Source organism: Sphingomonas faeni (genome assembly GCF_040407505.1).
GTDB lineage: Bacteria > Pseudomonadota > Alphaproteobacteria > Sphingomonadales > Sphingomonadaceae > Sphingomonas > Sphingomonas faeni_E.
Genome location: NZ_JAPZPQ010000002.1, coordinates 555,543 through 575,857, shown reverse-complemented (window position 1 = coordinate 575,857; position 20,315 = coordinate 555,543). Strand labels below are relative to the sequence as shown.

Sequence of the window (20,315 nt, the reverse complement as noted above, 5' to 3'; positions counted from 1 at the left end):
AACGACGCAGGTTAATCTGGGCGGTATCGCCGCCCACTCGTCATCCTGACGAAAGTCAGGACCCAGGGTAACAGGCGCTAACGGTCCTGGCTCTGGATCCTGACTTTCGTCAGGATGACGGAACGGATCAGAACCGGTAGCTGATCCAGCCGGCGAGGAAGTCGGAGTTCTTATACCCCGCATTCGTCAGCGCAGGCCCCGCGATCAGATGTTCGTACCGCCCGGTGAACGACAGCCGCGAGGTGAACGGGTACACCGCCTGGAACCGCAGCGTATCGGCGATCTTCTTGCCCCCGAAATTCTGCGTGCCGGCAAACGCCGTGCCGTTCGCACGGTACACCGCATCGCTCGTCGTATCGCGCCACGAGCGCTGATACTCGGCCGTCATGCGCAGCTTGCCGAACGGCGTAAAGGTCACGTTGGGCGCCAGCGCGAGCAGGTTGGTCGGCGTCGCGAACAGCTGATAGCTGTAATAAATGTTGTTGCCGAACGGCGCCAACGAGTTGCGCAGCGTGCCGTTACCGTACGCGCCGCCGCCGCTCGCATAGTCCGCGTGGAAACCGACGCGCGGCGCGGTCTTGCTGTCACCGATCTTGTAAGTCTGGGCGAGCAGCAGGAGCCACGCCTTGATCGAGCGGTTGTCGTAGGACCCGCCCTGGTAATTGATCGTCCAGTCGAGATTGACCGGCCCCGCATCGCCCCAGACGTGGAGCCCATAGAAGTTGCGGACTTCGCGCGCATTGTCCGTGCCCCATACCGCCGCGCGGTTGCGCAGACGCCAGAGGAACGGATCGACGTACAGCTTCGAGCCCCCGAACAGCGTCTCCGGCACGACGATGCCCGTCGAGATGCCCGAGAAGCGCCGCGCGCTCTCCGCATTGTCATCCTGAGTACCGCCATTGCCATACGCAGTCGGCTTGAAGTCGAACACGTCGGCACGGACACCAGCGGTGCGCGCCCAGGCGCGGAAGCCGTTAAATCCGAAGAACAGCGTATTGTTGTCGCGCGGCACGACCAACAGGTTCGGACCGTCCGCAAACGTCTGGCGGCCATAGCGCACGCCGACATCGACATCGGCGACCGTCCCGGTCAGGTCGACGAACGCCTGCTGCACCGCCAGCTTATTGCGCAGGTTCGGCAATGCGGTGCCGAGATTCTGCCCCTCCAGCGTGCCATGCGCTAGTTCGCCGTAGAAGCGAAGGTGCTCACCGACATGCAGATCGGCGCCCCCGAACAGGCGGAGGATGTCCTGCCGCTGTGCCTCGGCATCGCGCAGATTGGGGTTGGTCGTCTCGTTGACGCGGAACCGCGCCTCGCCCGACAGCGTCAGATAGACGTCGCCATCACCCGCGATCGAGATGAACTTCAGCTGGTCGACGATGTCCTTGCGCTTCTTCGGATCGCGCAGCTTCGACCAGTCCTCTGCCCAACGCGACTGGTTGTAGCCGCCCGCCGTCACGCCGTCGCCGATCGCGGCGTTGGGATAGCTTTCGGCGATCGGCGAGGCCTCGGCAGTGCTCGACACGTCCTTGGCGCCGGCATTCGCCTGTCGCGAGGGCGGCGCTTCGGCCTGCGCCATCGCCACGCTCGAAAAGGCCAGGGTCGAAAGCGCGGACGCGGCAAAGCCGGCCGCATATGCCATGCGGCGGATCGTCATCGAGGTCATAAGCAAATATCCGGTACAGGACGCGGGACCGGCGAACCGGCCCCGTACGCGTCAGTGGGCAGGAACGGCTGCGATTGGAGCAGGCACGAGATCAGGAAGTTTGCCCGACAGCGCCGCGTTCAGCTTGTCGCGGTCGAGGGCACCCTCCCAACGGGCGACGACGATCGTCGCGACCGCGTTGCCGATGAAGTTGGTGAGGCTGCGGCACTCGCTCATAAACCGATCGACACCGAGGATAAGCGCCATGCCCGCGATCGGTACCGTCGGCACGATCGACAGCGTTGCGGCCAAGGTGATGAAGCCCGCGCCGGTAACGCCCGCCGCACCCTTCGAAGAGATCATCGCCACGACGAGCAGCAACAGTTCCTGGCCGAGCGTCAGATGCGTATTCGTCGCCTGCGCGATGAACAGCGCCGCCAGCGTCATGTAGATGTTGGTGCCGTCGAGGTTGAACGAATAACCGGTCGGCACGACCAGCCCGACCACCGACTTCTCGCAGCCCGCCGCTTCCATCTTCTGGATCAGGTTCGGCAGCGCGGCTTCCGACGACGACGTCCCGAGGACCAGCAGCAGTTCGGCCTTCAGATACTTGATCAGCTTGAAGATCGAGAAGCCCGTGAGCCGAGCGACGGTGCCAAGGATGACGATCACGAACAGCGCCGCGGTCAGATAGAAGGTCGCGACCAGCGCACCGAGATTGGCAAGGCTGCCGATCCCGTATTTGCCGATCGTGAACGCGATCGCACCGAATGCGCCGAGCGGCGCCGCGCGCATCAGGATGCCGACCAGCTTGAACACGATCAGGCTGAGGCGCTCGAGGAAGTTCAGCACCGGCTTGGCAGGCTCGCCGACCAGGCTCAGCGAGATGCCGAACAGGATCGCGACGAGCAGGATCTGGAGGATGTTGCCCTCGGTGAACGCGCTGACCATCGTGTCCGGGATGATGCTCATCAGGAACCCGGTGATCGTCGTCTCATGCGCCTTCACGGTGTAGTCGGCGATGCCCTTGGTATCGAGCGTGGCGGCGTCGATGTTCATCCCCGCGCCCGGCTGGACGACGTTGGCGACGATCAACCCGACGATCAGCGCGAGCGTCGAGAAGAACAGGAAGTAGGCGAACGCCTTGCCCGCGACGCGGCCGACCGAGCCGAGTTCCTTCATCCCGGCGATACCGGTAACGAGCGTCAGGAAGATCACCGGTGCGATGATCATCTTCACCAGCTTGATGAACGCATCGCCGAGCGGCTTCAGCGCCGCGCCGTACGCCGGATAGAAATGCCCGAGCGCCGCGCCGAGCGCGATCGCGATCAGGACCTGGATATAGAGCTGGCCGCTCCAGCGCTTCCGCGCGGGCGTTTCCGCGACGCCATATGTCTGGGTGGGTAGGGTCAACATCGCCTCCTGCTATCCTCGTCCACTAACGCGGGACGTTATGTGCGACGGTAATGCCGGGCCGAACCCGGGACTACAAGAGCAGCCCCTTCAGCACGTAGAACGTTGGTTTTTAGCCATTTATCAGCATACCCATTGTTCGGACGTGTGGAAATCGCCGCATTTCACCAATGGCGTGGCCAGTGCGTGTGTGATAATCCGCACAAATGACGCGACTCCGATCTTCCCTTTTCGTCACGGCGTTGACGGTGCTGATCGCGTTCGCGGCGCTTGGCGTGATCGTCGCGGGGGTCGCCTCGATCTACGGCCAACGCGCCGCCGAGGACGCGCGCGCGGGCGTGCGGATGCGCGCGGTCCAGCAGACGCGGAGCAACCTTCGCCTGCTCGAAGCGGAGCTGCAGACCTATCGCCTGTTGCCGATCATGCTCGGCGAATACCCCGACGTCCGCGCGGCACTCGCGTCGGGCAAGGTCGACCCGGCGCTCAACACCAAGCTCGCGCTGCTGGCCGAGCGCACCGGCGCCCCGGTGATCTACGCACTCGACACGCAGGGCATGGCGATCGCCGCCTCGAACGCCGGGCGCCCCGACAGCTTCCTCGGCCACGACTACCGCTTCCGCGACTATTTCACCAAGGCGATGGCGTCGGGCGCGACCGAGTTCTTCGCACTCGGCAGCGTCAGCGGGCGGCCCGGCCTGTATCTCTCGCGCCGGATCGACCGCGCCGGTCGCCCGCTCGGCGTGGTCGTGGTCAAGGTCGAGTTCGAGAAGATCGCGCGCGCGTGGATCCAGGACCGGATGGCGACCTTCGTCACCGATCCCGACGGCATCATCCTGATCTCCAGCGATCCGAAGCTCGAATTTAGGACCACCCGCCCGCTCTCGCCCTCGCGTCGCGCCGAGCTGGTCGAGACGCGCCAGTTCGGGACGTCGCCGCTGGCCCCCGCCCCACTGACGCCTGCCGAGGGGGTGTCACGGCTGCCCGACGGATCGCCTGCGATTACGGTGTCGCTGCCTGTACCGATCTCGGGCTGGCGGCTGGTGCATATGGAGCCGCTCGACGCCGCCCTGCGCACCGCCGCTGCGCGCACACGCTGGGCCACCGCGATCGCCGCGATGCTGACGATCGCCGCGATGCTCGGCGCATGGTGGCTGTACGAGCGCCGCAAGCGCAATGCCGGCGCCCGCGCGGAACTGGAAGCGGAGGTCGCACGCCGCACCGCCGAACTCCGCGCCACCGCCGATCGCCTCCAGATCGAGGTCGAACAGCGCGAGGCCTCCGACCAGCGTTTCCGCCAGGCGCGCGAGGAACTGGCGCACGCCAACCGCGTCGGCTCGATCGGCACGATCACCGCGAGCGTCGCGCACGAGATCAACCAGCCCGTCGCCGCGATCCGCACCTTCGCCGACAATGCCGCCGCCTTCCTAGACCGCGGGGAACCTGCGCGCGCGGCAACCAATCTCCAGTCGATCGTCGACCTCACCAGCCGGATCGGCACGATCACCGCCGGGCTCAGGCGCTATGCCCGGCGCGGCGCAGGCTCGATCGGCCCGGTGGCGCTCGACGAGGCAATCGACGGCGTCCGCCTGCTGATCGGCGACCGCTTCCGCGCGAAGGGCGTGACGCTCGACCTGCCGACCGGCCCCGAAGCACGCCTGACCGTCATCGCCGGCCGCGTCCGCCTGGAGCAAGTCCTCGTCAACCTCCTCCAGAACGCGCTCGACGCGGTCGCCGACCGCCGCGATGCCCGCGTCAGCGTCACGGTCGGGCGGAAAGGCCGCGACGTCGTGCTGACCGTCGCCGACAACGGTCCCGGCATCGAAGCCGACATCGCCGACCACCTCTTCACCCCGTTCGCGACGAGCAAGAAGGACGGCCTCGGCCTCGGCCTCGGCATCGCGCGCGACATCATGACCGAGTTCGGCGGCACGCTCGACCTCGTCCCCGCTCCAGAAGGCGCCATCTTCCGTATGATCCTGGTGAAGGCATGAGCGAGCAAGCGGTGTTGCTCGTCGACGACGACGACGTCCTCCGCGGCGCGCTGGAGCAGTCGTTCGAACTCGCCGGCATCGCCGTGATCGCCGAGCGCGACCCGACCGTCGCGCTCGCCCGCGTGACCGCAGGGTTCGACGGCGCGGTGGTGTCCGACATCCGCATGCCGAAGATGGACGGGCTCGAACTCTTCCGCCGCATCGCCGCGATCGACCACGAGATCCCCGTGCTGCTGATGACCGGACACGGCGATGTCGCGATGGCGGTGGCCGCGCTCAAGAACGGCGCGTTCGACTTCATCCCGAAGCCCTTCGCGACGGACCATTTGATCGCTGGCGCGCGCCGGGCGCTCGAAATGCGCCGCCTCGTCCTCGACAACCGCCGTCTCCGCGCCGCCGCCGAGGAAACGATCGGCGCCGAACCGCTGATCGGCGAGACTCCGGTGATGGTCCGCCTCCGCGAAACGATGCGCCAGATCGCGCAAGCCGACATCGACGTGCTGGTCGAAGGCGAGACCGGCACCGGCAAGGAACTTGTCGCTGTACTGCTCCACCGCTGGAGCAACCGCCGCTCGCGTCCGTTCGTCGCGGTCAACTGCGCCGCGTTGCCCGAGGCGGTCGCGGAGATCGAGCTGTTCGGCCATGACGGCGACTCCCGCCTGCCGCGCACCGGCCGGATCGAGGCCTCGAACCGCGGCACGCTGTTCCTCGACGAGATCGAGAGCACGCTGCCGGCGTTTCAAGCAAAACTGCTCCGTGTGCTCGAGGAGCGCGAAGTGATGCCCGTCGGTGGCGACCTGCCACGTGCGCTCGACCTGCGCGTGATCGCTGCCGCGAAACCGGGGTTAGAGCAGGCGGTCGAGGAAGGCCGCTTCCGCGCCGACCTGCTGTTCCGGCTAGACGCGGTCCGCCTGCGCATCCCGCCGCTCCGAGAACGCCGCGACGACATACCGCTGCTGTTCGGCCATTTGCTCCATCAGGCGGCAGAGCGGTTCGGGCGCGAGGTGCCGACGATCGATACAGCGACGCTAGCGTACCTTGGCCAGCACGACTGGCCCGGCAACGTCCGCGAACTCGACAACCTCGCCAAGCGCCTCGTCCTCCGCGTCGAGGCGGAAGAGGCAGTCGACGAAGACAGCGACATCCCCCTCCCCGCCCGAGTAGACAAGTTTGAGGAAGCGACGATCCGCGCCGTGCTCCAACAGGTCAGCGGCGACGTGCGGTCTGCGCTGGCCGCACTCGGCATCCCGCGCAAGACGTTCTACGATAAGCTGAAGCGCCACGAGATCGACGTCGAAGCCTACCGCCCGACCAAGGGCTGACGCCCCGCTGCTGGTGGAACCGGGGTTCGATGCCCCACCCGTTCGCCCCAAGGGAGGTCGCCCCCCCACAACCGTTCGTGCTGAGCGAAGTCGAAGCACCTGCGCGCGGTACCCACCCTTCGACTTCGCTCAGGGCGAACGGAGTTGGGGCTGGGCTGTCTCGGTTGGTCCTAAGTCGGAATAACCGGCGGCGGCACACCGCCCTGCCGCGTCGCCACGAACTTCGCCAGCGGCGGCCCGATCAACAACACGCCCAGGAACCGCAACACCTGCAACGCCATCACGAACGGCACATCCACCGGACTCGACGCGGCGATGATCGCCACCGAGTCCATCCCACCGGGGCTGGTCGCCAGATACGCGGTAACCGGATCGATCCCCCACCAGCGCGTCAACGCCGCCGCGATTCCCCCGCAGAAAGCGATCAGCAACGCCACCGACAACAGGATCCGCGGCATCGCCTTGCCCGCCACCCGCAACGTATCGCGCGTGAACGACAGCCCGATGCGCCACCCGACCACCGCATAGCTGATCGCGAGCAGCCACTGCGGCAACACCGGCTGCGCAACGCCAGTGACGTTGAGCGCCGCCCCCGCCACCAGCGACCCGAGCAGCGCGCCGGCGGGAAGCTTCAGCACGACGCCAACGCTCGCGCCAACACCGGCAATCGCGATCGTCCGCAGCACGACCGGGGGGTCCACGGAGGCGAACCACGTGGCTGCGACATGATGCCCGCTCCCGCCACCGACCATCACCGCCGCCAGCACCGACGCGACCACCGCCACGCTCACGACCCGCGTGTACGTCATCACCGCGACCAGCCGCGAGTCCGCGCCATACGCCTGCGCCATCAACACCATCGCGCTCGCCGCGCCCGGCGTCGATCCCCACACCGCGACGGTCCCCGGCAACACCTGCCACCGGCTCAGCAAATACCCGAGCACGCTGCTCGCCGCGAGCGTGACGAAATTGACCATCAGGAACACCGGCCAGTGATCCGCCACCGTCGCGACGATCCCCGTGGTGATCGACCCCGCAATCAGCGTTCCGACCGCCGCCTGCGCCCCGCGAAACGCCGAAGTCGGCACGCTCAAAGACCATCCCCGCACCGCCAGCACGACCGCGGCGACCATTGGCCCGAGCAGCAACCCCGCAGGCAGCCCGACGACTTCGAGCAGCGCGGCGATCACCGCCGACAGCGCGGTCAAGACGGCCCACCGCCAGATCATGGCTTGGTGGCGAACCAGATCGTGTGCCGCGCGCCGCCCTTGCGCGTCGCCCGCGCGATCACTTCGTCGACCGCAAAACCGGCTTCAGCAAGGCGTGTGGCGAACGGCTTGCTCGGCGCTGACGACCACACGGCGAGCACCCCGCCCGGCCGCAAAGCCGCCCGCGCCAGAGACAACCCACGCGCGCCGTAAAGCCGATCGTTACCCGGCCGCGAAATCCCGTCAGGCCCATTATCGACGTCGAGCAGGATCGCGTCCCAATCACCCTCCGCGATCGCCGCGGCGACGTCGCCCTCAAAAATCCGCGTCCGCGGATCGGTCAGGCTGTCCCCGTGCACCGCCGCCATAGGCCCGCGCGCCCATTCGATCACCGCCGGCACGATCTCCGCAACCGCCACCTCCGCATCAGCACCAAGCCGTGCCAGCGCCGCGCGGAGGGTAAACCCCATCCCAAGCCCGCCAATCAGCATCCGAACACCCGGCCGCCCACCGATCCGGTCGCCCGCCTGCTCCGCCAGCGCCTCTTCCGACCCGCTCAACCGGCTGTTCATCAGCTCGTTCGCGCCGAGCATGATCGAGAACTCGGCACCCCGCTGGAGCAGACGAAGCTCACCCCCACCCGGCACCTGCGCCGTCCCGAGAAGCACGCGAGGGATCATGACGACCAAGCCGCGATATCGTCCTGCTCGCCGATCAAGGCCAACCCGTGCGCGATCGAAGTCAGCTCGCCACCGCTCATGATCGCCGCCTCGCCGAACCGCTCGACGAAGATCCGGCGGATACGCGGAATCAGCGACGACCCGCCGGTCAAAAACACCCGGTCGATCTCGCCGCCACCGACGTTCGCCACCTCCAAGGCCCGGTCGACCGCCGCCTCGATCCGCACCACGTCATCGGCGATCCACCCCTCGAACTGCGCCCGCGTCACGTCCGCCTCGATCTCGAGCCCTGCGCCCGCAAAGTGGAAATGCGCATCCTCGCCACTCGACAGCGCACGCTTGAGCGACCCGACCGCATCGTACAGCGGATAGCCCAGTTCGTTCTCGATCACCGCGATCATCCGCCCGATCGCGTCGGGGTCGACCGCGGTCTTCTGCAACCGCTCCAGCTCGGTCATCGTCTTGCGGTTGCGCATCAGCGCCAGCCTGGACCAGTCCGCGAAATCGGCGAAGTACGCGCGCGGAATCTCAAGTTCCTTGCCGAACGACTTGTACGCGCCGCCCTTCCCCAGCATCGGCAGCACCAGCCGGTCGAGGATCCGGTAATCGAACCGATCCCCGGCGATCCCAACGCCAGCATGCCCAAGCGGCGTACAGCGTCGCGCAGCCCCCGGCTCGGCGACGCGCACCACCGAAAAGTCGCTCGTACCGCCGCCGAAATCCGCCACGAGGATCGTCGCCGGCTCGGTCAGCCGCGTCGCATAGCTATACGCCGCGCCGAGCGGCTCATAGACGTAATGGATCTCCGCGCCGAAGCCCCTGAACATCGCATCGTACCGCGTCCGCGCCAGCGCCTCGTCAGGCCGCGCACCGGCATATTCGACCGGCCGGCCGACCACGACCCGGTGCGGCCGCGTGTCGAGCTTGCCGCCTGCGTGCGAGATCAGCTTTTCGAGAAACAGCTGGCCCATCTCCTCGAAGCGATAGCGCTTGTCGAACACGGAGGCCTGCTCAAACGTCTTCATCGCCGCGACCGATTTGAACGACTGGATGAACCGGCTGTCCAGCGGGTATTCCATATATTCGGCGATCGCCCACGGCCCCGCATCCGACACGAGCCCCTTGCCGCTGTCGTCCTGCCAGAAACACAACGCCGAGCGGAATACCGGGCTCGTCTCGGCGGGGGCGGCGAAATTCACGAGTTCGGGCGTCCCGCCGCGCGTCCCCAGCGCCACGACGCTGTTGGTCGTGCCGAAATCCAGCCCCAAAGCGGGGCCGCCAGCGTCCGTCTGCATCGCGTCATCCTTCAATGAACGCGCGCCTATGCCGATGCGAAGCGTGGGATGGCAACCGGTAAAGTCGGTTTCAGGGCAGGCAGCGCGAGCTTAGCGGCGCTTCAGCCGGACAAGCGCGGCATCGAGCGCGGACAGGAAGCTCGATCGGTCGGCCTTGGAGAACGGTGCGGGGCCGCCGATGATGTCGCCGCCCGCACGCAGGTCGGCCATGATCGCGCGGGTGGCGATCGCGCCGCCGATCGAGCTGGTGGTGAAGGGCTTGCCGGTGTTGGCGAGCACCGTCGCACCGGCTTTCACGCAGCGGTCGGCGAGCAGGATGTCGGCGGTGATCACGACGCACTTCGCATCGGCCTGTTCGGCGATCCAGTCGTCGGCCGCGTCGAACCCATCGCTGACGACAACGCGCGAGATCAGCGGGTGGACGGGGATGCGGAAATGGCTGTTCGCGACGATCGTCACGGGGACTTCGTGGCGCCACGCGACCTTGTAGATCTCGTCTTTGACGGGGCATGCGTCGGCGTCGACGAGGATGCGGATCGCGCCGGAAGATTCGTTCGTCATCGTACACATCCCGAACTGCCCCACTCATTCCTGTCATCCTGACGAAAGTCAGGATCCAGGATCAAGCAGGGCAGCGTTCGTTACTCTGGATCCTGACTTTCGTCAGGATGACGGAACTGGAGGCAATCGATCCATCACCCGTTCGCCCTCAGCGAGGTCGAAGGGTGTGCCCCAAACGGGGATGCTTCGACTTCGCTCAGCACGAACGGAAGGCAGGTCGCTCAGCTACGCTCGCGATTACCGCGGTACGGGGGCTTGCGCGCAGGAGCCGGGCCGCCACGGGGAGCCGCACGGTGCAGCGTCGAGCGCGGACCGCTCGCATTGCTGCGACCGCCACCGCCGCCGCCATCATGCCGAGCGCCGCTCTCGGGCGCGCCCTGCATCGCCTCGATCGCCACGCCGCTCTCTTCCTCACCAGCCTGTGCCGTCCGCTGGATCGCCGCCGAGAACCGCGAGGCCACAGCGCGCGGAATCTCGAACGCCGTCTCGTTCGGCCCAATCCGGATCGCACCGATCTCGGACTTGGTGATGTGCCCACGACGGCAGATCAGCGGCAGGATCCAGCGCGGATCGGCGTTCTGGCGACGACCGATATCCATCCGGAACCAGACGGTGTCCTCGAACCCCGCGCGCGGCCCCTGCGAACGCTCGTCCTGCGTCGGCTGCTTGCTCTGGTCGATCAGATCCTCGGCCTGCGGCATCGTCGCGCGGTGCATGTGCACCAGCGCCGCGGCGATATCCTCCGGCGTCTTTTCGGCCATCAGGCGGACGGCGAGTGCGCGATCCTCCTCCTCGACCTCGACCGGCTGCAACAGCATGCCGATCAGCCGCTCGTGATCGTTCTTGCGGATGTCCTCGGCGGTCGGCGCGTTGACCCACTCCGCGTTGATCTTCGCACCACGGAGCATCATCTCGACGCGACGGCGACGCGGGAACGGCACGATCAGGACAGCGGTGCCCTTCTTGCCCGCGCGACCGGTACGACCCGAGCGATGCTGGAGCGTCTCGGCATCGCGCGGCAGTTCGACGTGCACGACCAGCGACAGCGTCGGCAGATCGATGCCGCGAGCCGCAACGTCGGTCGCAACGCAGACGCGTGCGCGACGGTCACGCAGCGCCTGAAGCGCAGCGTTACGCTCGTTCTGCGAATGCTCGCCCGACAGCGCGACGGCGGCAAAGCCACGCTCGACTAGGCTCGCATGCAGATGGCGCACATTGTCACGCGTGGCGCAGAACAGCATCGCCGTCTCCGCCTCATGGAAGCGCAGCAGGTTGATCACCGCATGCTCGATCTCGGACGGCGAGACCGTGACGGCCTGGTACGAGATATCGCCATGACCGCGATCCTCGCCGACGGTCGAAATGCGCAGCGCATCCTTCTGGTAGCGCTTGGCGAGCGCGACGATCGGCCGCGGCATCGTCGCCGAAAACAGCAGCGTGCGGCGTGCTTCAGGCGACGCATCGAGGATCTGCTCGAGGTCCTCGCGGAAGCCCATGTCGAGCATCTCGTCGGCTTCGTCGAGCACGGCGACCTTGAGGGCCGACAGGTCGAGCGCGCCACGCTCGAGGTGATCGCGCAGACGGCCTGGCGTGCCGACGACGATATGCGCACCATGTGCGAGCGAACGACGCTCCTTCGAGGCGTCCATCCCGCCGACGCAGGTCGAGATGCGCGCGCCGGCCTTGGCATAGAGCCACATCAGCTCGCGGCTGACCTGGAGCGCGAGCTCGCGAGTCGGCGCGATGCAGAGGACGAGCGGCTTGTGCGGCGCGGGCAGGCGCTGGACGCCGTCCTCGCCGGCTTCACCGAGCAGTTCGCCGGCCATCGCCAGGCCGAACGCGACGGTCTTGCCCGAGCCGGTCTGCGCCGACACGACGAGATCGCGACCGATCGCATTGTCCTCGATCACATGAGCCTGGACGGGGGTGAGCGCGGTATAGCCGCGCGCTTCGAGCGCCTCGGAGAGAAGCGACGGAATATTTGTAAAAGGCATGTACGTCCTAATTGGTGGCCGGCTTACGCAACGGCAAGGCACTGGCGTGGTGGTCCCTACAGGACTTGACCCGCGGCCCACCCGCTCGCCCATGCCCATTGGAAGTTGTAGCCGCCGAGCCACCCTGTGACATCGACCGCTTCGCCGACTGCATACAGCATTGGTACGCGTTTGGCTTGCATTGTTTGCGAAGAGAGTTCCGCGGTGCTGATTCCGCCCGCCGTGACCTCGGCCTTGGCATAGCCTTCGGAGCCATTTGGCGTGAATTGCCAATGGCTTAGCGCGCGTTCGGCATCCTGGAGTTTCCGGTCGGTGAGCGTGGAAATCTCTCCGCCCATGGCCAATCGCTCGCTCAAAGTCTCCGCGAGTCGGTCCGGGAGCGTGTTTCCAAGTAGTTTTCGGAGAGTCGCTCGCGGCGTGGTACGCTTGGCGGCGGGGAGCCAGCCGGACTCGCGATCAGGGAGGAAATCGATCCCGACGGGCTGGCCGTTGCGCCAATAGGACGACACTTGCAGGATCGCGGGGCCGGACAGGCCACGGTGCGTGAACAGCGCGGCCTCACGGAAAGCGGTCTTGCCGGCGGTGGCGACGACTTCGGCAGCGACTCCGGAGAGTTCGCGGAACAGCGTTTCATCGCCGCCCAGCGTCAGCGGGACCAGTGCGGGGCGTGGCTCGACGACCTTCAACCCGAACTGCCGCGCGAGATCATAGGCGAACCCGGTCGCGCCCATCTTGGGGATCGACGGGCCTCCGGTGGCGATGACGAGCGCAGGCGCGGTGACGGTGCGGCCGTCGAGCGATACGCGGTAGCGGCCGTCGGCGTGGTCGACTCCGGTGACCGCGCGGCCGAGCGACAGGTCGACGCGGCCCTTGTCGCATTCGTCGAGCAGCATCTCGACGATCTGGCGCGCCGAGCCGTCGCAGAAGAGTTGGCCGAGCGTCTTTTCGTGCCACGTGATGCCGTAGGATTCGACGAGCGCGAGGAAATCCTGTGCGGTGTAGCGGCCGAGTGCGGACTTGGCGAAATGCGGGTTGGCGGAGATGTAGCGGTCGGCGGCGGTGTGGACGTTGGTGAAATTACACCGCCCGCCACCGGAGATCAGGATCTTCTTGCCGGCCTGGTCGGCGTGATCGACGAGCAGAATCTTCCGCCCGCGCTGGCCTGCGACGGCGGCGCACATGAGGCCGGCGGCGCCTGCCCCGAGGATTATGGCGTCGTATTCGGACAGATGTAGCTCCGTGCGGCTTCGGTCAGCAGCCGCTAATTAAGAGTGTTTCCTCGCGAAGGCGGGGACCCAGACTGGGCTCCCGCCTTCGCGGGAGAACAAGGGGTGGCCGGTGTAGCGTGTTCGGGGTGCGCCACATAGGTGGTGATCTGCAGTCAGCGAAACATCCTGATCCGCTGGCTAGCACCACCCCGGCGAAGGCCGGGGCCCAATTGGGGGACGGCAACGACGAAGGTTGCGCGCAGTTACTCCGACCTTTCCAATTGGGCCCCGGCCTTCGCCGGGGTGGTGCCATATGGTGGCCGAATTCTCCGACGATATGGCGAAGCACGATAACGCCCCTTCTGCTCCCTCTCCCCTTCGGGGAGAGGGTCGGGGTGAGGGGTAGCCAAGCAGTGCACCACCCGGAACAGCCCCTCACCCAACCCTCTCCCCGGAGGGGAGAGGGCTTTTCGTAACTTCACCGCAGCTTGGCGATATTCAGCGAGTCTTCCTTCGCCCGAACCTTCACCGACTCCTCGCTCCGGGTCAGCGCCTTGGCGATCGCCTTCAACGCCATGCCCTTCTTCGCAAGCGTGTGCAGCTTCTGGATCTCGTCCTGCGTCCAAGCCTGGCGGTGCCGTTCGAATTTTGCCTCAGCCATCAGCCGTCATCCTTGTCGATCGCCAGAACCTCGATCGCGTCCGGCTTGTCCGCAAACGCGACCGTCTCGCCAACCGCCGCGCCCATCAGTGCACGCGCCAACGGTGCCGAGAACGCCAGCCGGTCCTCGCCAGGCTCGGCCTCGTCACCACCGACGATCGCGATAACCCGCTCAACCCCGTTCATCCGAACCCGAACGCGCGACCCGATCCCGACCTCGTCCTCTTCCGGCGAAGGCGCGAGTTCGGCCGTCGTCTGGCGCGTGTGCCAATAGCGCAGGTCGCGCAGCAGCAGCTTGCGCGCCTCCTCATCCGTCTCCGCCGCAACAGCCGCTTCGATCTCGGTCACCCGCTCACCCAGCAACCGCAACCCCCGCGCCGTGACCAGATTGGGCCCCGGTGCGATCGGCTGTTCGAACTTGGGTTCGAGATGTTCCTCGTCACTCTCGCGACGAAACGCGACGCTCACGCCCTTACTTCAGGCACGCGACGATCCCGGCGATCGCCGCCAGCGTGCCATCGACGTTCTTCACCTTCACGACGTCCAGCCCAAGCTGCTCCGCCGGATAGTCGTTCCCGCCCGGGAAGATCGCGTCGCCGATGAACATCATCTTGTCGAGCGCGATGCCGCTCGCCTCATTGAGCTTCTTCAGGCCGTAAGCCTTGTCGACACCCTCACGCGTGATGTCGATCGAGGTCGCGCCGCCCATGTTGATCGACAGCCCCGGCAGGCGCTTCTGCAAATCCGCGTGGATGACCTTCCGCTTGGCGAAGTCGGGATCCCAGCTGTGCTTGGCATCGATCGGCGCTTCCTGGCCGAGTGCGGAGAACGTGATCTGGCTGCCACGATCCTCGATCCGCTCGCCCCAGGTCTTTTCCGGCACGAATCCGGTAGCCTCGAGCGACTCGTCGAACGCCTTGAGGATCTTCTGCTTCTCGTCGTCCTCGAACAGCTCGGCATACACCGCGCGCCATTCGCCATCGAACCGGTACAGCTTGGTCCCTGTCGTCGGCATCAGCCACAGCTTGGTGCGATCGGCGCGCTCGGGCAGGCGCGACGCGACCTGCTTTTCGAACTGCGGCCAATCGCCGCCCGAGATCACCGCGACATGCGCGACGTCGAGCAGGTTCGCCAACGCCTCGCCCATCGGCTCCTGCAAGGGCTGCTTGCTCTCGGCCAGCGTTCCGTCGAGGTCGAAGGCAACCAACTCTTTCATGCGGAAACTCCAGTAAGGATAAAGGTGTCGATCGCGTGCGCGACGCCATCGGCATCGTTCGCGCTGGTAATCTCGTGCGCGACGTCACGGACGGTCTGTGGCGCATTGCCCATCGCGATCGCCAACTTGGCGCGCTTGAGCATCGCGATGTCATTGGCCTGATCGCCGATCGCCGCGGTCTGCGTCAAGCTGATGCCGAATGCGTCCGCCAGTTCCTCGATACCGCTGCCCTTGTTGCCGGCCACTGGCGTGATGTCGAGATAATAGGTCTGGCTCTGGACGATCGTCGCCTGCGTATCGAACTTCGCCGCGACCTTCGCATGCAGGTCGCGCAACAGGTCTTCGTCGTCGCTGACGAACGTGACTTTGTCGGCCTTGGCGAGCAGGTCGGTGAAGTCGGAGACGATCACCGGGTCCTGCGCGGAGGCCTTCTTTTCGCTGCCGACATGGCCGCCCTGGTCGGTGCTGGCATACCAGACGTCATCCGCGAAGAACCACGTGTCGACCGGCGCGTCACCGATGATCTCCATCGCGCCGCGGACGACGTCGACGTCGATCATGTGGTGCTCGATCACGGTGCCGTCGCGCTTGAACACGATCCCACCGTTGAACGCGCCCATCGGCTCGTCGATGCCGAGCAGGTCCGCGATCGGCATCATCCCTGAGCGCGGCCGCGCGCTGATGATCGTGAAGCCGAGGCCCGCCGCCTTCAGCCGCTTGACCGCGTCGACGGTCGCGGGCGTAACCTTCTTCTCCTTGTCGACTAGCGTGCCGTCGACATCGGAGACCAGCAGTTTGATACCGCTCATGCCACCGCTCACTGGGGCATCTCGACATGCCCGCCAAAGCCATAGCGCATCGCCGACAACAGCTTGTCGCCGAACGTGTGGTCCACGCGGCTGCGATAGCGTGCATACAGCGCCGCGCTCAGCACGTTGGCCGGCACCTTCTCTTCCATTGCCGCGTCGATCGTCCACTGGCCCTCGCCCGAATCCGCAACGCTGCCGCTGAAGCCTTCGAGCGTGCCGTCCTTAGCCAGCGCGATCGCCGACAGGTCGAGCAGCCACGACGAGATCACGCTGCCGCGACGCCAGACTTCGGCGACGTCGGTCAGGTTGATGTCGAAGCGCTCCTCCTCGACGACATGCTCGCCGGACTTGCCCTTGAGGATGTCGAAGCCCTCGGCATAGGCCTGCATCAGGCCGTATTCGATGCCGTTATGGACCATCTTGACGAAGTGCCCGGCACCCGAGGGGCCTGCATGGATATAGCCCTTCTCGGCGCGCGGATCGGCTTGACCCTCGACGCGGCCCGGCGTGCGGACGATCGTGCCCATGCCCGGCGCGAGCGTCTCGAAGATCGGATCGAGCAGGTCGACCGTTTCCTTGTCGCCGCCGATCATCATGCAATAGCCGCGCTCGAGGCCCCACACGCCGCCCGACGTGCCGACGTCGACATAGTGGATGCCCTTCTCGGCCAGTTCCTTCGCGCGGCGGACGTCGTCCTTGTAGAAGCTGTTGCCGCCGTCGATGATGATGTCGCCCGAATTCGACTTTGCGGCGATCGCCTGGACGGTGCTCTCGGTCGGCTCGCCTGCGGGAACCATGACCCACCAGATCGCCGGGGTATCGAGCTTGGCATGCATGTCGTCGAGCGAGTCCGCCCCGATCGCGCCGTCGGCGGCGAGCTTCTTGACGGCTTCGGCGTCGCGGTCGAACGCGACGACTTCGTGGCCGTTCTTCATCAACCGGCGCGCGATGTTGCCGCCCATCCGGCCGAGGCCGATCAGTCCGATCTTCATGATAAAATCCTTGTCTTCTCCCTCTCCCCTCCGGGGAGAGGGAGCAGTTTGTTACGCCGTTGCGGGCTGCTTCTTGGCGATCGAGCCGAGCAGGTCGTCGAACGCCTTGACGAACGAGGCGACGCCCTCCTCGACCAGCTTGCCGGTCACGCCGTTGAGGTCGAGACCCAGACGCTCGGCTTCGGCGAGCGTGTGCTTCGCGCCGTCGACGTCCTGCGTGATCGTCTCCGCCGCGGTGCCGTGGTCGCGGAATGCATCCATCGTCTTCGGCGGCATCGTGTTGACGGTGTCCTTGCCGATCAGCGTGTCGATGTAGAGCGTATCCGGGTAGCTCGGGTCCTTCACCCCGGTCGACGCCCACAGCAGACGCTGCGGTTGCGCACCCTTGGCGGCCAGCGCCTGCCAGCGATCCGACTTCAGGAAGTCGAGATACCATTGATACGCCATCTTCGCGTTGGCGATCGCGACCTTGCCGCGGACCGCCTTCAGCGCATCGGCCTCGGCATCGCCCTTTTCCAGACGCGCATCGATCTCCTTGTCGATCGACGAATCGATCCGGCTGACGAAGAAGCTCGCGACGCTGGCGATCTTGTCGATCGGCTGCCCCTGCTTGACGCGCTCCTCAAGCCCTGCGGCATACGCCTCGGCAACGCGGATGTAGGCGTCGAGCGCAAACAGCAGCGTGACGTTGACGTTGATCCCGCTCGCGATCGTCGACGAGATCGCCGGACCACCCGCGAGCGTCCCCGGAATCTTGATCATCAGGTTCGGCCGGTCGACCATCCCCCACAGCTTCTTCGCCTCGGCGATCGTTGCATCGGTGTCGTCGGAAATGTACGGTGACACCTCGAGGCTGACATAGCCGTCCTTCGCGTCGAGCTTGTCGTAGACCGGCTTCAGCGTCTCCGCCGCCGCCTTGATGTCCTGGATCGCGAGATGCTCGTAGCGGTCGATCGTCGCCGCGCCGGCATGCTGCTTGTCGTACTCGGCCAGCGTCGAGTCATAGGCATCGCCGTGACCCATCGCCTTTTCGAAGATCGACGGGTTGGACGTGACGCCGGTCAGGCCGTCCTCGTCGACCAGCTTCTGGAGACCATCGGCCTCCAAGAACTTCCGGTCGACGAAATCGAGCCATACCGCCTGGCCGAAGCCTTCGAGATCGTTGAGCGCACCCATCACTTGGTCTCCATCACTTGGCGGGCGACCTTGACGACATTGTCGACGGTGAACCCGAACTTGTCCTGCAGCTTGGCGAGCGGTGCCGAAGCCCCGAAGGTCGACATCGTCACGGTCGCGCCGTCGAGCCCGACATAGCGGTCCCAACCGACCGAACCGGCCATCTCGACCGCAACGCGCGCGCGCACTTCGCGCGGCAGCACGCTTTCCTTGTACGCGGCGTCCTGCAGTTCGTAGCGATACCAGCTCGGCATCGACACGACCCGGCTCTTCACGCCGTCCGCGGTCAGCTTCTCGTGCGCGTCGACGACCAGCGACACTTCGCTGCCGGTCGCGATCAGGATCACGTCGGGCGTGCCGTCGCTATCCGCGAGGACATAGCCGCCCTTCTCGAGCCCGTCTGCGCTTGCGTACTTGGTCCGGTCGAGCGTCGGCAGAGCCTGGCGCGACATGATCAGCGCGGCGGGCGTGCTGGCGTCCTTGAGAACCGCCTTCCAGGCTGCGACGACTTCGTTCGCGTCGCTCGGACGGATCGTGTCGAGACCGGGGATCGCGCGCAGCGTGGCGAGATGCTCGATCGGCTGGTGCGTCGGGCCATCCTCGCCGACCCCGATCGAATCGTGCGTAAACACCCAGATCGCGCCGACCTCCATGATCGCCGACAGGCGCACCGGCGCGCGCATGTAGTCGGCGAACACCAGGAAGGTGGAGCCGTACGAACGCAGATGCGACAGCGCCATGCCGTTGACGATCGCGCCCATGCCGTGTTCGCGGATGCCGAAGTGGAAGTTCCGGCCGGCGTAATTCTCCGCCTCGAACGAGGGCTGGCCCTTTATGTCGGTCTTGGTCGACGGCGCGAGATCGGCGGACCCACCGATCAGCCACGGCACCTTGGCGGCGATCGCGTTGAGCACCTTGCCGCCCGAGTCACGGCTGGCGACACCCTTGGCATCCGCCTCGAACGTCGGGATGTCGGCATCCCAGCCCTCGGGCAGTTCGTCCTTGAGCAGCAAATCGAGCTCGGCGGACAGCTCGGGGTAGGCGCCGCGATACTTGTCGGTCAGCGCGACCCATTCGTCACGCAGCTTCGCGCCACGCTCCGCGATCGCACCGTTGAAATGCTCGATCACGCCGTCGGGCACGTAGAACGACTTGTCCTCGGGCCAGCCATACGCCTGCTTGGTGATGCGGATATTCTCCTCGCCGAGCGGCTCGCCGTGGGCCTTCTCGCTGCCTGCCTTGGGGCTGCCGTAGCCGATCACCGAATGCACGACGATGAAGGTCGGCTTGTCGTTGGTCGCCTTGAACGCCTCGATCGCGCGGCTCAGTGCGGCGGTGTCGTTCGCGTCGTCGATGTGGATGACGTTCCAGCCATAGGCGTCGAAGCGCAGGCCGACGTCCTCGTCGAACGCGAGATCGGTCGCGCCCTCGATCGAGATGTGGTTGCTGTCGTAGATCCAGCAGAGGTTGCTGAGCTTGAGGTGGCCGGCAAGGCTTGCCGCCTCGGCCGAGACGCCCTCCATCATGTCGCCATCGCCACAAATCGTGTAGACGTCGTGGTCGAACAGCGTGAAGCCATCCTTGTTGTAGCGCGCCGCGAGCCAGCGCTCGGCAATCGCCATGCCGACCGAGTTGCCGCAACCCTGGCCGAGCGGACCCGTGGTGGTCTCGACGCCGGTGGTATGGCGATACTCGGGGTGGCCGGGGGTCTTCGACGACAGCTGGCGGAACTGCTCGATATCCTCAAGGCTGACGGCTTCCTTGCCGGTCTTGTTACCCTCGGCGTCGATCTCTTCGATCTTGGCGAGGTGGATCAGCGAATAGAGCAGCATCGACGCATGGCCGACCGACAGCACGAAGCGATCGCGGTTGGGCCAGTCGGCGTGCTTGGGATCATAGCGCAGGAACTTCGACCAGAGCGTGTAGCCGACCGGCGCGAGCGCCATCGGCGTGCCGGGATGGCCCGAATTGGCCTTCTGCACCGCGTCCATCGACAGCGTGCGGATGGTATCGATCGCCAGACGCTCGGGTGAGCCGTCCTCGTGCAGCTTGGGGTCCGCCTTGGTGGGGGCGGTTGCGGTATCGGTCATGGAAGAAGCCTCGCTCTAGACGGTGACCGAACGCCGCGCATCCGATCTGGTTGCC

The 20,315-nt window shown here is 66.1% G+C and carries 17 protein-coding genes; 2 read left to right on the top strand and 15 right to left on the bottom strand.

All coding sequences use genetic code 11. The features are described 5' to 3' along the window. Positions 1-127 precede the first annotated feature (127 nt). Together O6X71_RS09205 and O6X71_RS09200 are read right to left on the bottom strand one after the other, a co-directional pair. Complete coding sequence (locus O6X71_RS09205) at positions 128-1,666, bottom strand: alginate export family protein (RefSeq protein ID WP_353465594.1); 1,539 nt, start codon at positions 1,664-1,666, stop codon at positions 128-130. 51 nt (positions 1,667-1,717) lie between these two features. Continuing rightward, complete coding sequence (locus O6X71_RS09200; protein WP_435368461.1) at positions 1,718-3,061, bottom strand: dicarboxylate/amino acid:cation symporter; 1,344 nt, start codon at positions 3,059-3,061, stop codon at positions 1,718-1,720. A 203-nt stretch (positions 3,062-3,264) separates the two neighbouring features. Between O6X71_RS09200 and O6X71_RS09195 the strand changes: the two genes are divergently transcribed. Both O6X71_RS09195 and O6X71_RS09190 read left to right on the top strand, forming a co-directional pair. Next, a complete protein-coding gene (locus tag O6X71_RS09195; protein ID WP_353465592.1) occupies positions 3,265-5,049 on the top strand; it encodes a sensor histidine kinase in 1,785 nt (594 codons plus the stop codon). Beyond that, entirely contained in the window at positions 5,046-6,371 is a 1,326-nt protein-coding gene (locus tag O6X71_RS09190; RefSeq protein ID WP_107954365.1) for a sigma-54-dependent transcriptional regulator, read from the top strand. Before O6X71_RS09195 ends, O6X71_RS09190 begins: the two co-directional genes overlap by 4 nt. A gap of 170 nt (positions 6,372-6,541) precedes the next feature. Here the strand turns inward: O6X71_RS09190 and O6X71_RS09185 are convergent, their stop codons facing one another. The 13 genes from O6X71_RS09185 to tkt all read right to left on the bottom strand — a co-directional run bounded on the left by O6X71_RS09185 (position 6,542) and on the right by tkt (position 20,260). Next, positions 6,542-7,600, bottom strand: coding sequence for an AbrB family transcriptional regulator (locus O6X71_RS09185; protein WP_353465591.1), 1,059 nt, complete (start codon positions 7,598-7,600; stop codon positions 6,542-6,544). Continuing rightward, the gene (locus O6X71_RS09180) at positions 7,597-8,259 is read right to left on the bottom strand and encodes a spermidine synthase (RefSeq protein ID WP_353465590.1); all 663 of its coding nucleotides are present in this window, start codon (positions 8,257-8,259) and stop codon (positions 7,597-7,599) included. Before O6X71_RS09180 ends, O6X71_RS09185 begins: the two co-directional genes overlap by 4 nt. Further along, positions 8,256-9,554 (bottom strand): Hsp70 family protein, encoded by a 1,299-nt coding sequence (locus O6X71_RS09175; protein WP_353465589.1) that lies wholly within the window; start codon positions 9,552-9,554, stop codon positions 8,256-8,258. Before O6X71_RS09175 ends, O6X71_RS09180 begins: the two co-directional genes overlap by 4 nt. A 90-nt stretch (positions 9,555-9,644) precedes the next feature. Continuing rightward, on the bottom strand, positions 9,645-10,115 hold the full coding sequence (locus O6X71_RS09170; RefSeq protein WP_353465588.1) for a YaiI/YqxD family protein: 471 nt from the start codon (positions 10,113-10,115) through the stop codon (positions 9,645-9,647). Positions 10,116-10,336: 221 nt separating this feature from the next. After that, a complete protein-coding gene (locus O6X71_RS09165) occupies positions 10,337-12,109 on the bottom strand; it encodes a DEAD/DEAH box helicase (RefSeq protein WP_353465587.1) in 1,773 nt (590 codons plus the stop codon). 56 nt (positions 12,110-12,165) lie between these two features. After that, the gene (locus tag O6X71_RS09160; RefSeq protein ID WP_353465876.1) at positions 12,166-13,338 is read right to left on the bottom strand and encodes an NAD(P)/FAD-dependent oxidoreductase; all 1,173 of its coding nucleotides are present in this window, start codon (positions 13,336-13,338) and stop codon (positions 12,166-12,168) included. Between the two features lie 457 nt (positions 13,339-13,795). Next, positions 13,796-13,978 carry a hypothetical protein gene (locus O6X71_RS09155; RefSeq protein WP_055881387.1) on the bottom strand — a complete coding sequence of 61 codons (183 nt, stop codon included), beginning with the start codon at positions 13,976-13,978 and terminating at the stop codon, positions 13,796-13,798. After that, on the bottom strand, positions 13,978-14,445 hold the full coding sequence (locus O6X71_RS09150; RefSeq protein WP_353465586.1) for a GreA/GreB family elongation factor: 468 nt from the start codon (positions 14,443-14,445) through the stop codon (positions 13,978-13,980). Before O6X71_RS09150 ends, O6X71_RS09155 begins: the two co-directional genes overlap by 1 nt. Positions 14,446-14,449: 4 nt before the next feature. After that, positions 14,450-15,193 (bottom strand): HAD-IIB family hydrolase, encoded by a 744-nt coding sequence (locus tag O6X71_RS09145; protein WP_353465585.1) that lies wholly within the window; start codon positions 15,191-15,193, stop codon positions 14,450-14,452. Then, positions 15,190-16,002, bottom strand: coding sequence for an HAD family hydrolase (locus O6X71_RS09140; protein WP_353465584.1), 813 nt, complete (start codon positions 16,000-16,002; stop codon positions 15,190-15,192). Before O6X71_RS09140 ends, O6X71_RS09145 begins: the two co-directional genes overlap by 4 nt. Positions 16,003-16,010: 8 nt before the next feature. After that, positions 16,011-16,994, bottom strand: a complete 984-nt coding sequence (gnd, locus tag O6X71_RS09135) for a phosphogluconate dehydrogenase (NAD(+)-dependent, decarboxylating) (protein ID WP_056060803.1) — start codon at positions 16,992-16,994, stop codon at positions 16,011-16,013. A gap of 51 nt (positions 16,995-17,045) precedes the next feature. Next, positions 17,046-18,170 (bottom strand): transaldolase, encoded by a 1,125-nt coding sequence (gene tal, locus O6X71_RS09130; RefSeq protein ID WP_353465583.1) that lies wholly within the window; start codon positions 18,168-18,170, stop codon positions 17,046-17,048. Continuing rightward, the gene (tkt, locus tag O6X71_RS09125; RefSeq protein ID WP_353465582.1) at positions 18,170-20,260 is read right to left on the bottom strand and encodes a transketolase; all 2,091 of its coding nucleotides are present in this window, start codon (positions 20,258-20,260) and stop codon (positions 18,170-18,172) included. The genes tal and tkt overlap by 1 nt, the downstream gene beginning before the upstream one ends. Between the last annotated feature and the right edge of the window lie 55 nt (positions 20,261-20,315).

What these genes read in the sequence shown, in the direction of transcription:
- O6X71_RS09205 (WP_353465594.1), bottom strand. Translation starts at nt 1,666, where the DNA reads ATGACCTCGATGACGATCCGCCGCATGGCATATGCGGCCGGCTTTGCC.
- O6X71_RS09200 (WP_435368461.1), bottom strand. Translation starts at nt 3,061, where the DNA reads ATGTTGACCCTACCCACCCAGACATATGGCGTCGCGGAAACGCCCGCG.
- O6X71_RS09195 (WP_353465592.1), top strand. Translation starts at nt 3,265, where the DNA reads ATGACGCGACTCCGATCTTCCCTTTTCGTCACGGCGTTGACGGTGCTG.
- O6X71_RS09190 (WP_107954365.1), top strand. Translation starts at nt 5,046, where the DNA reads ATGAGCGAGCAAGCGGTGTTGCTCGTCGACGACGACGACGTCCTCCGC.
- O6X71_RS09185 (WP_353465591.1), bottom strand. Translation starts at nt 7,600, where the DNA reads ATGATCTGGCGGTGGGCCGTCTTGACCGCGCTGTCGGCGGTGATCGCC.
- O6X71_RS09180 (WP_353465590.1), bottom strand. Translation starts at nt 8,259, where the DNA reads ATGATCCCTCGCGTGCTTCTCGGGACGGCGCAGGTGCCGGGTGGGGGT.
- O6X71_RS09175 (WP_353465589.1), bottom strand. Translation starts at nt 9,554, where the DNA reads ATGCAGACGGACGCTGGCGGCCCCGCTTTGGGGCTGGATTTCGGCACG.
- O6X71_RS09170 (WP_353465588.1), bottom strand. Translation starts at nt 10,115, where the DNA reads ATGACGAACGAATCTTCCGGCGCGATCCGCATCCTCGTCGACGCCGAC.
- O6X71_RS09165 (WP_353465587.1), bottom strand. Translation starts at nt 12,109, where the DNA reads ATGCCTTTTACAAATATTCCGTCGCTTCTCTCCGAGGCGCTCGAAGCG.
- O6X71_RS09155 (WP_055881387.1), bottom strand. Translation starts at nt 13,978, where the DNA reads ATGGCTGAGGCAAAATTCGAACGGCACCGCCAGGCTTGGACGCAGGAC.
- O6X71_RS09145 (WP_353465585.1), bottom strand. Translation starts at nt 15,193, where the DNA reads ATGAAAGAGTTGGTTGCCTTCGACCTCGACGGAACGCTGGCCGAGAGC.
- O6X71_RS09140 (WP_353465584.1), bottom strand. Translation starts at nt 16,002, where the DNA reads ATGAGCGGTATCAAACTGCTGGTCTCCGATGTCGACGGCACGCTAGTC.
- gnd (WP_056060803.1), bottom strand. Translation starts at nt 16,994, where the DNA reads ATGAAGATCGGACTGATCGGCCTCGGCCGGATGGGCGGCAACATCGCG.
- tal (WP_353465583.1), bottom strand. Translation starts at nt 18,170, where the DNA reads ATGGGTGCGCTCAACGATCTCGAAGGCTTCGGCCAGGCGGTATGGCTC.
- tkt (WP_353465582.1), bottom strand. Translation starts at nt 20,260, where the DNA reads ATGACCGATACCGCAACCGCCCCCACCAAGGCGGACCCCAAGCTGCAC.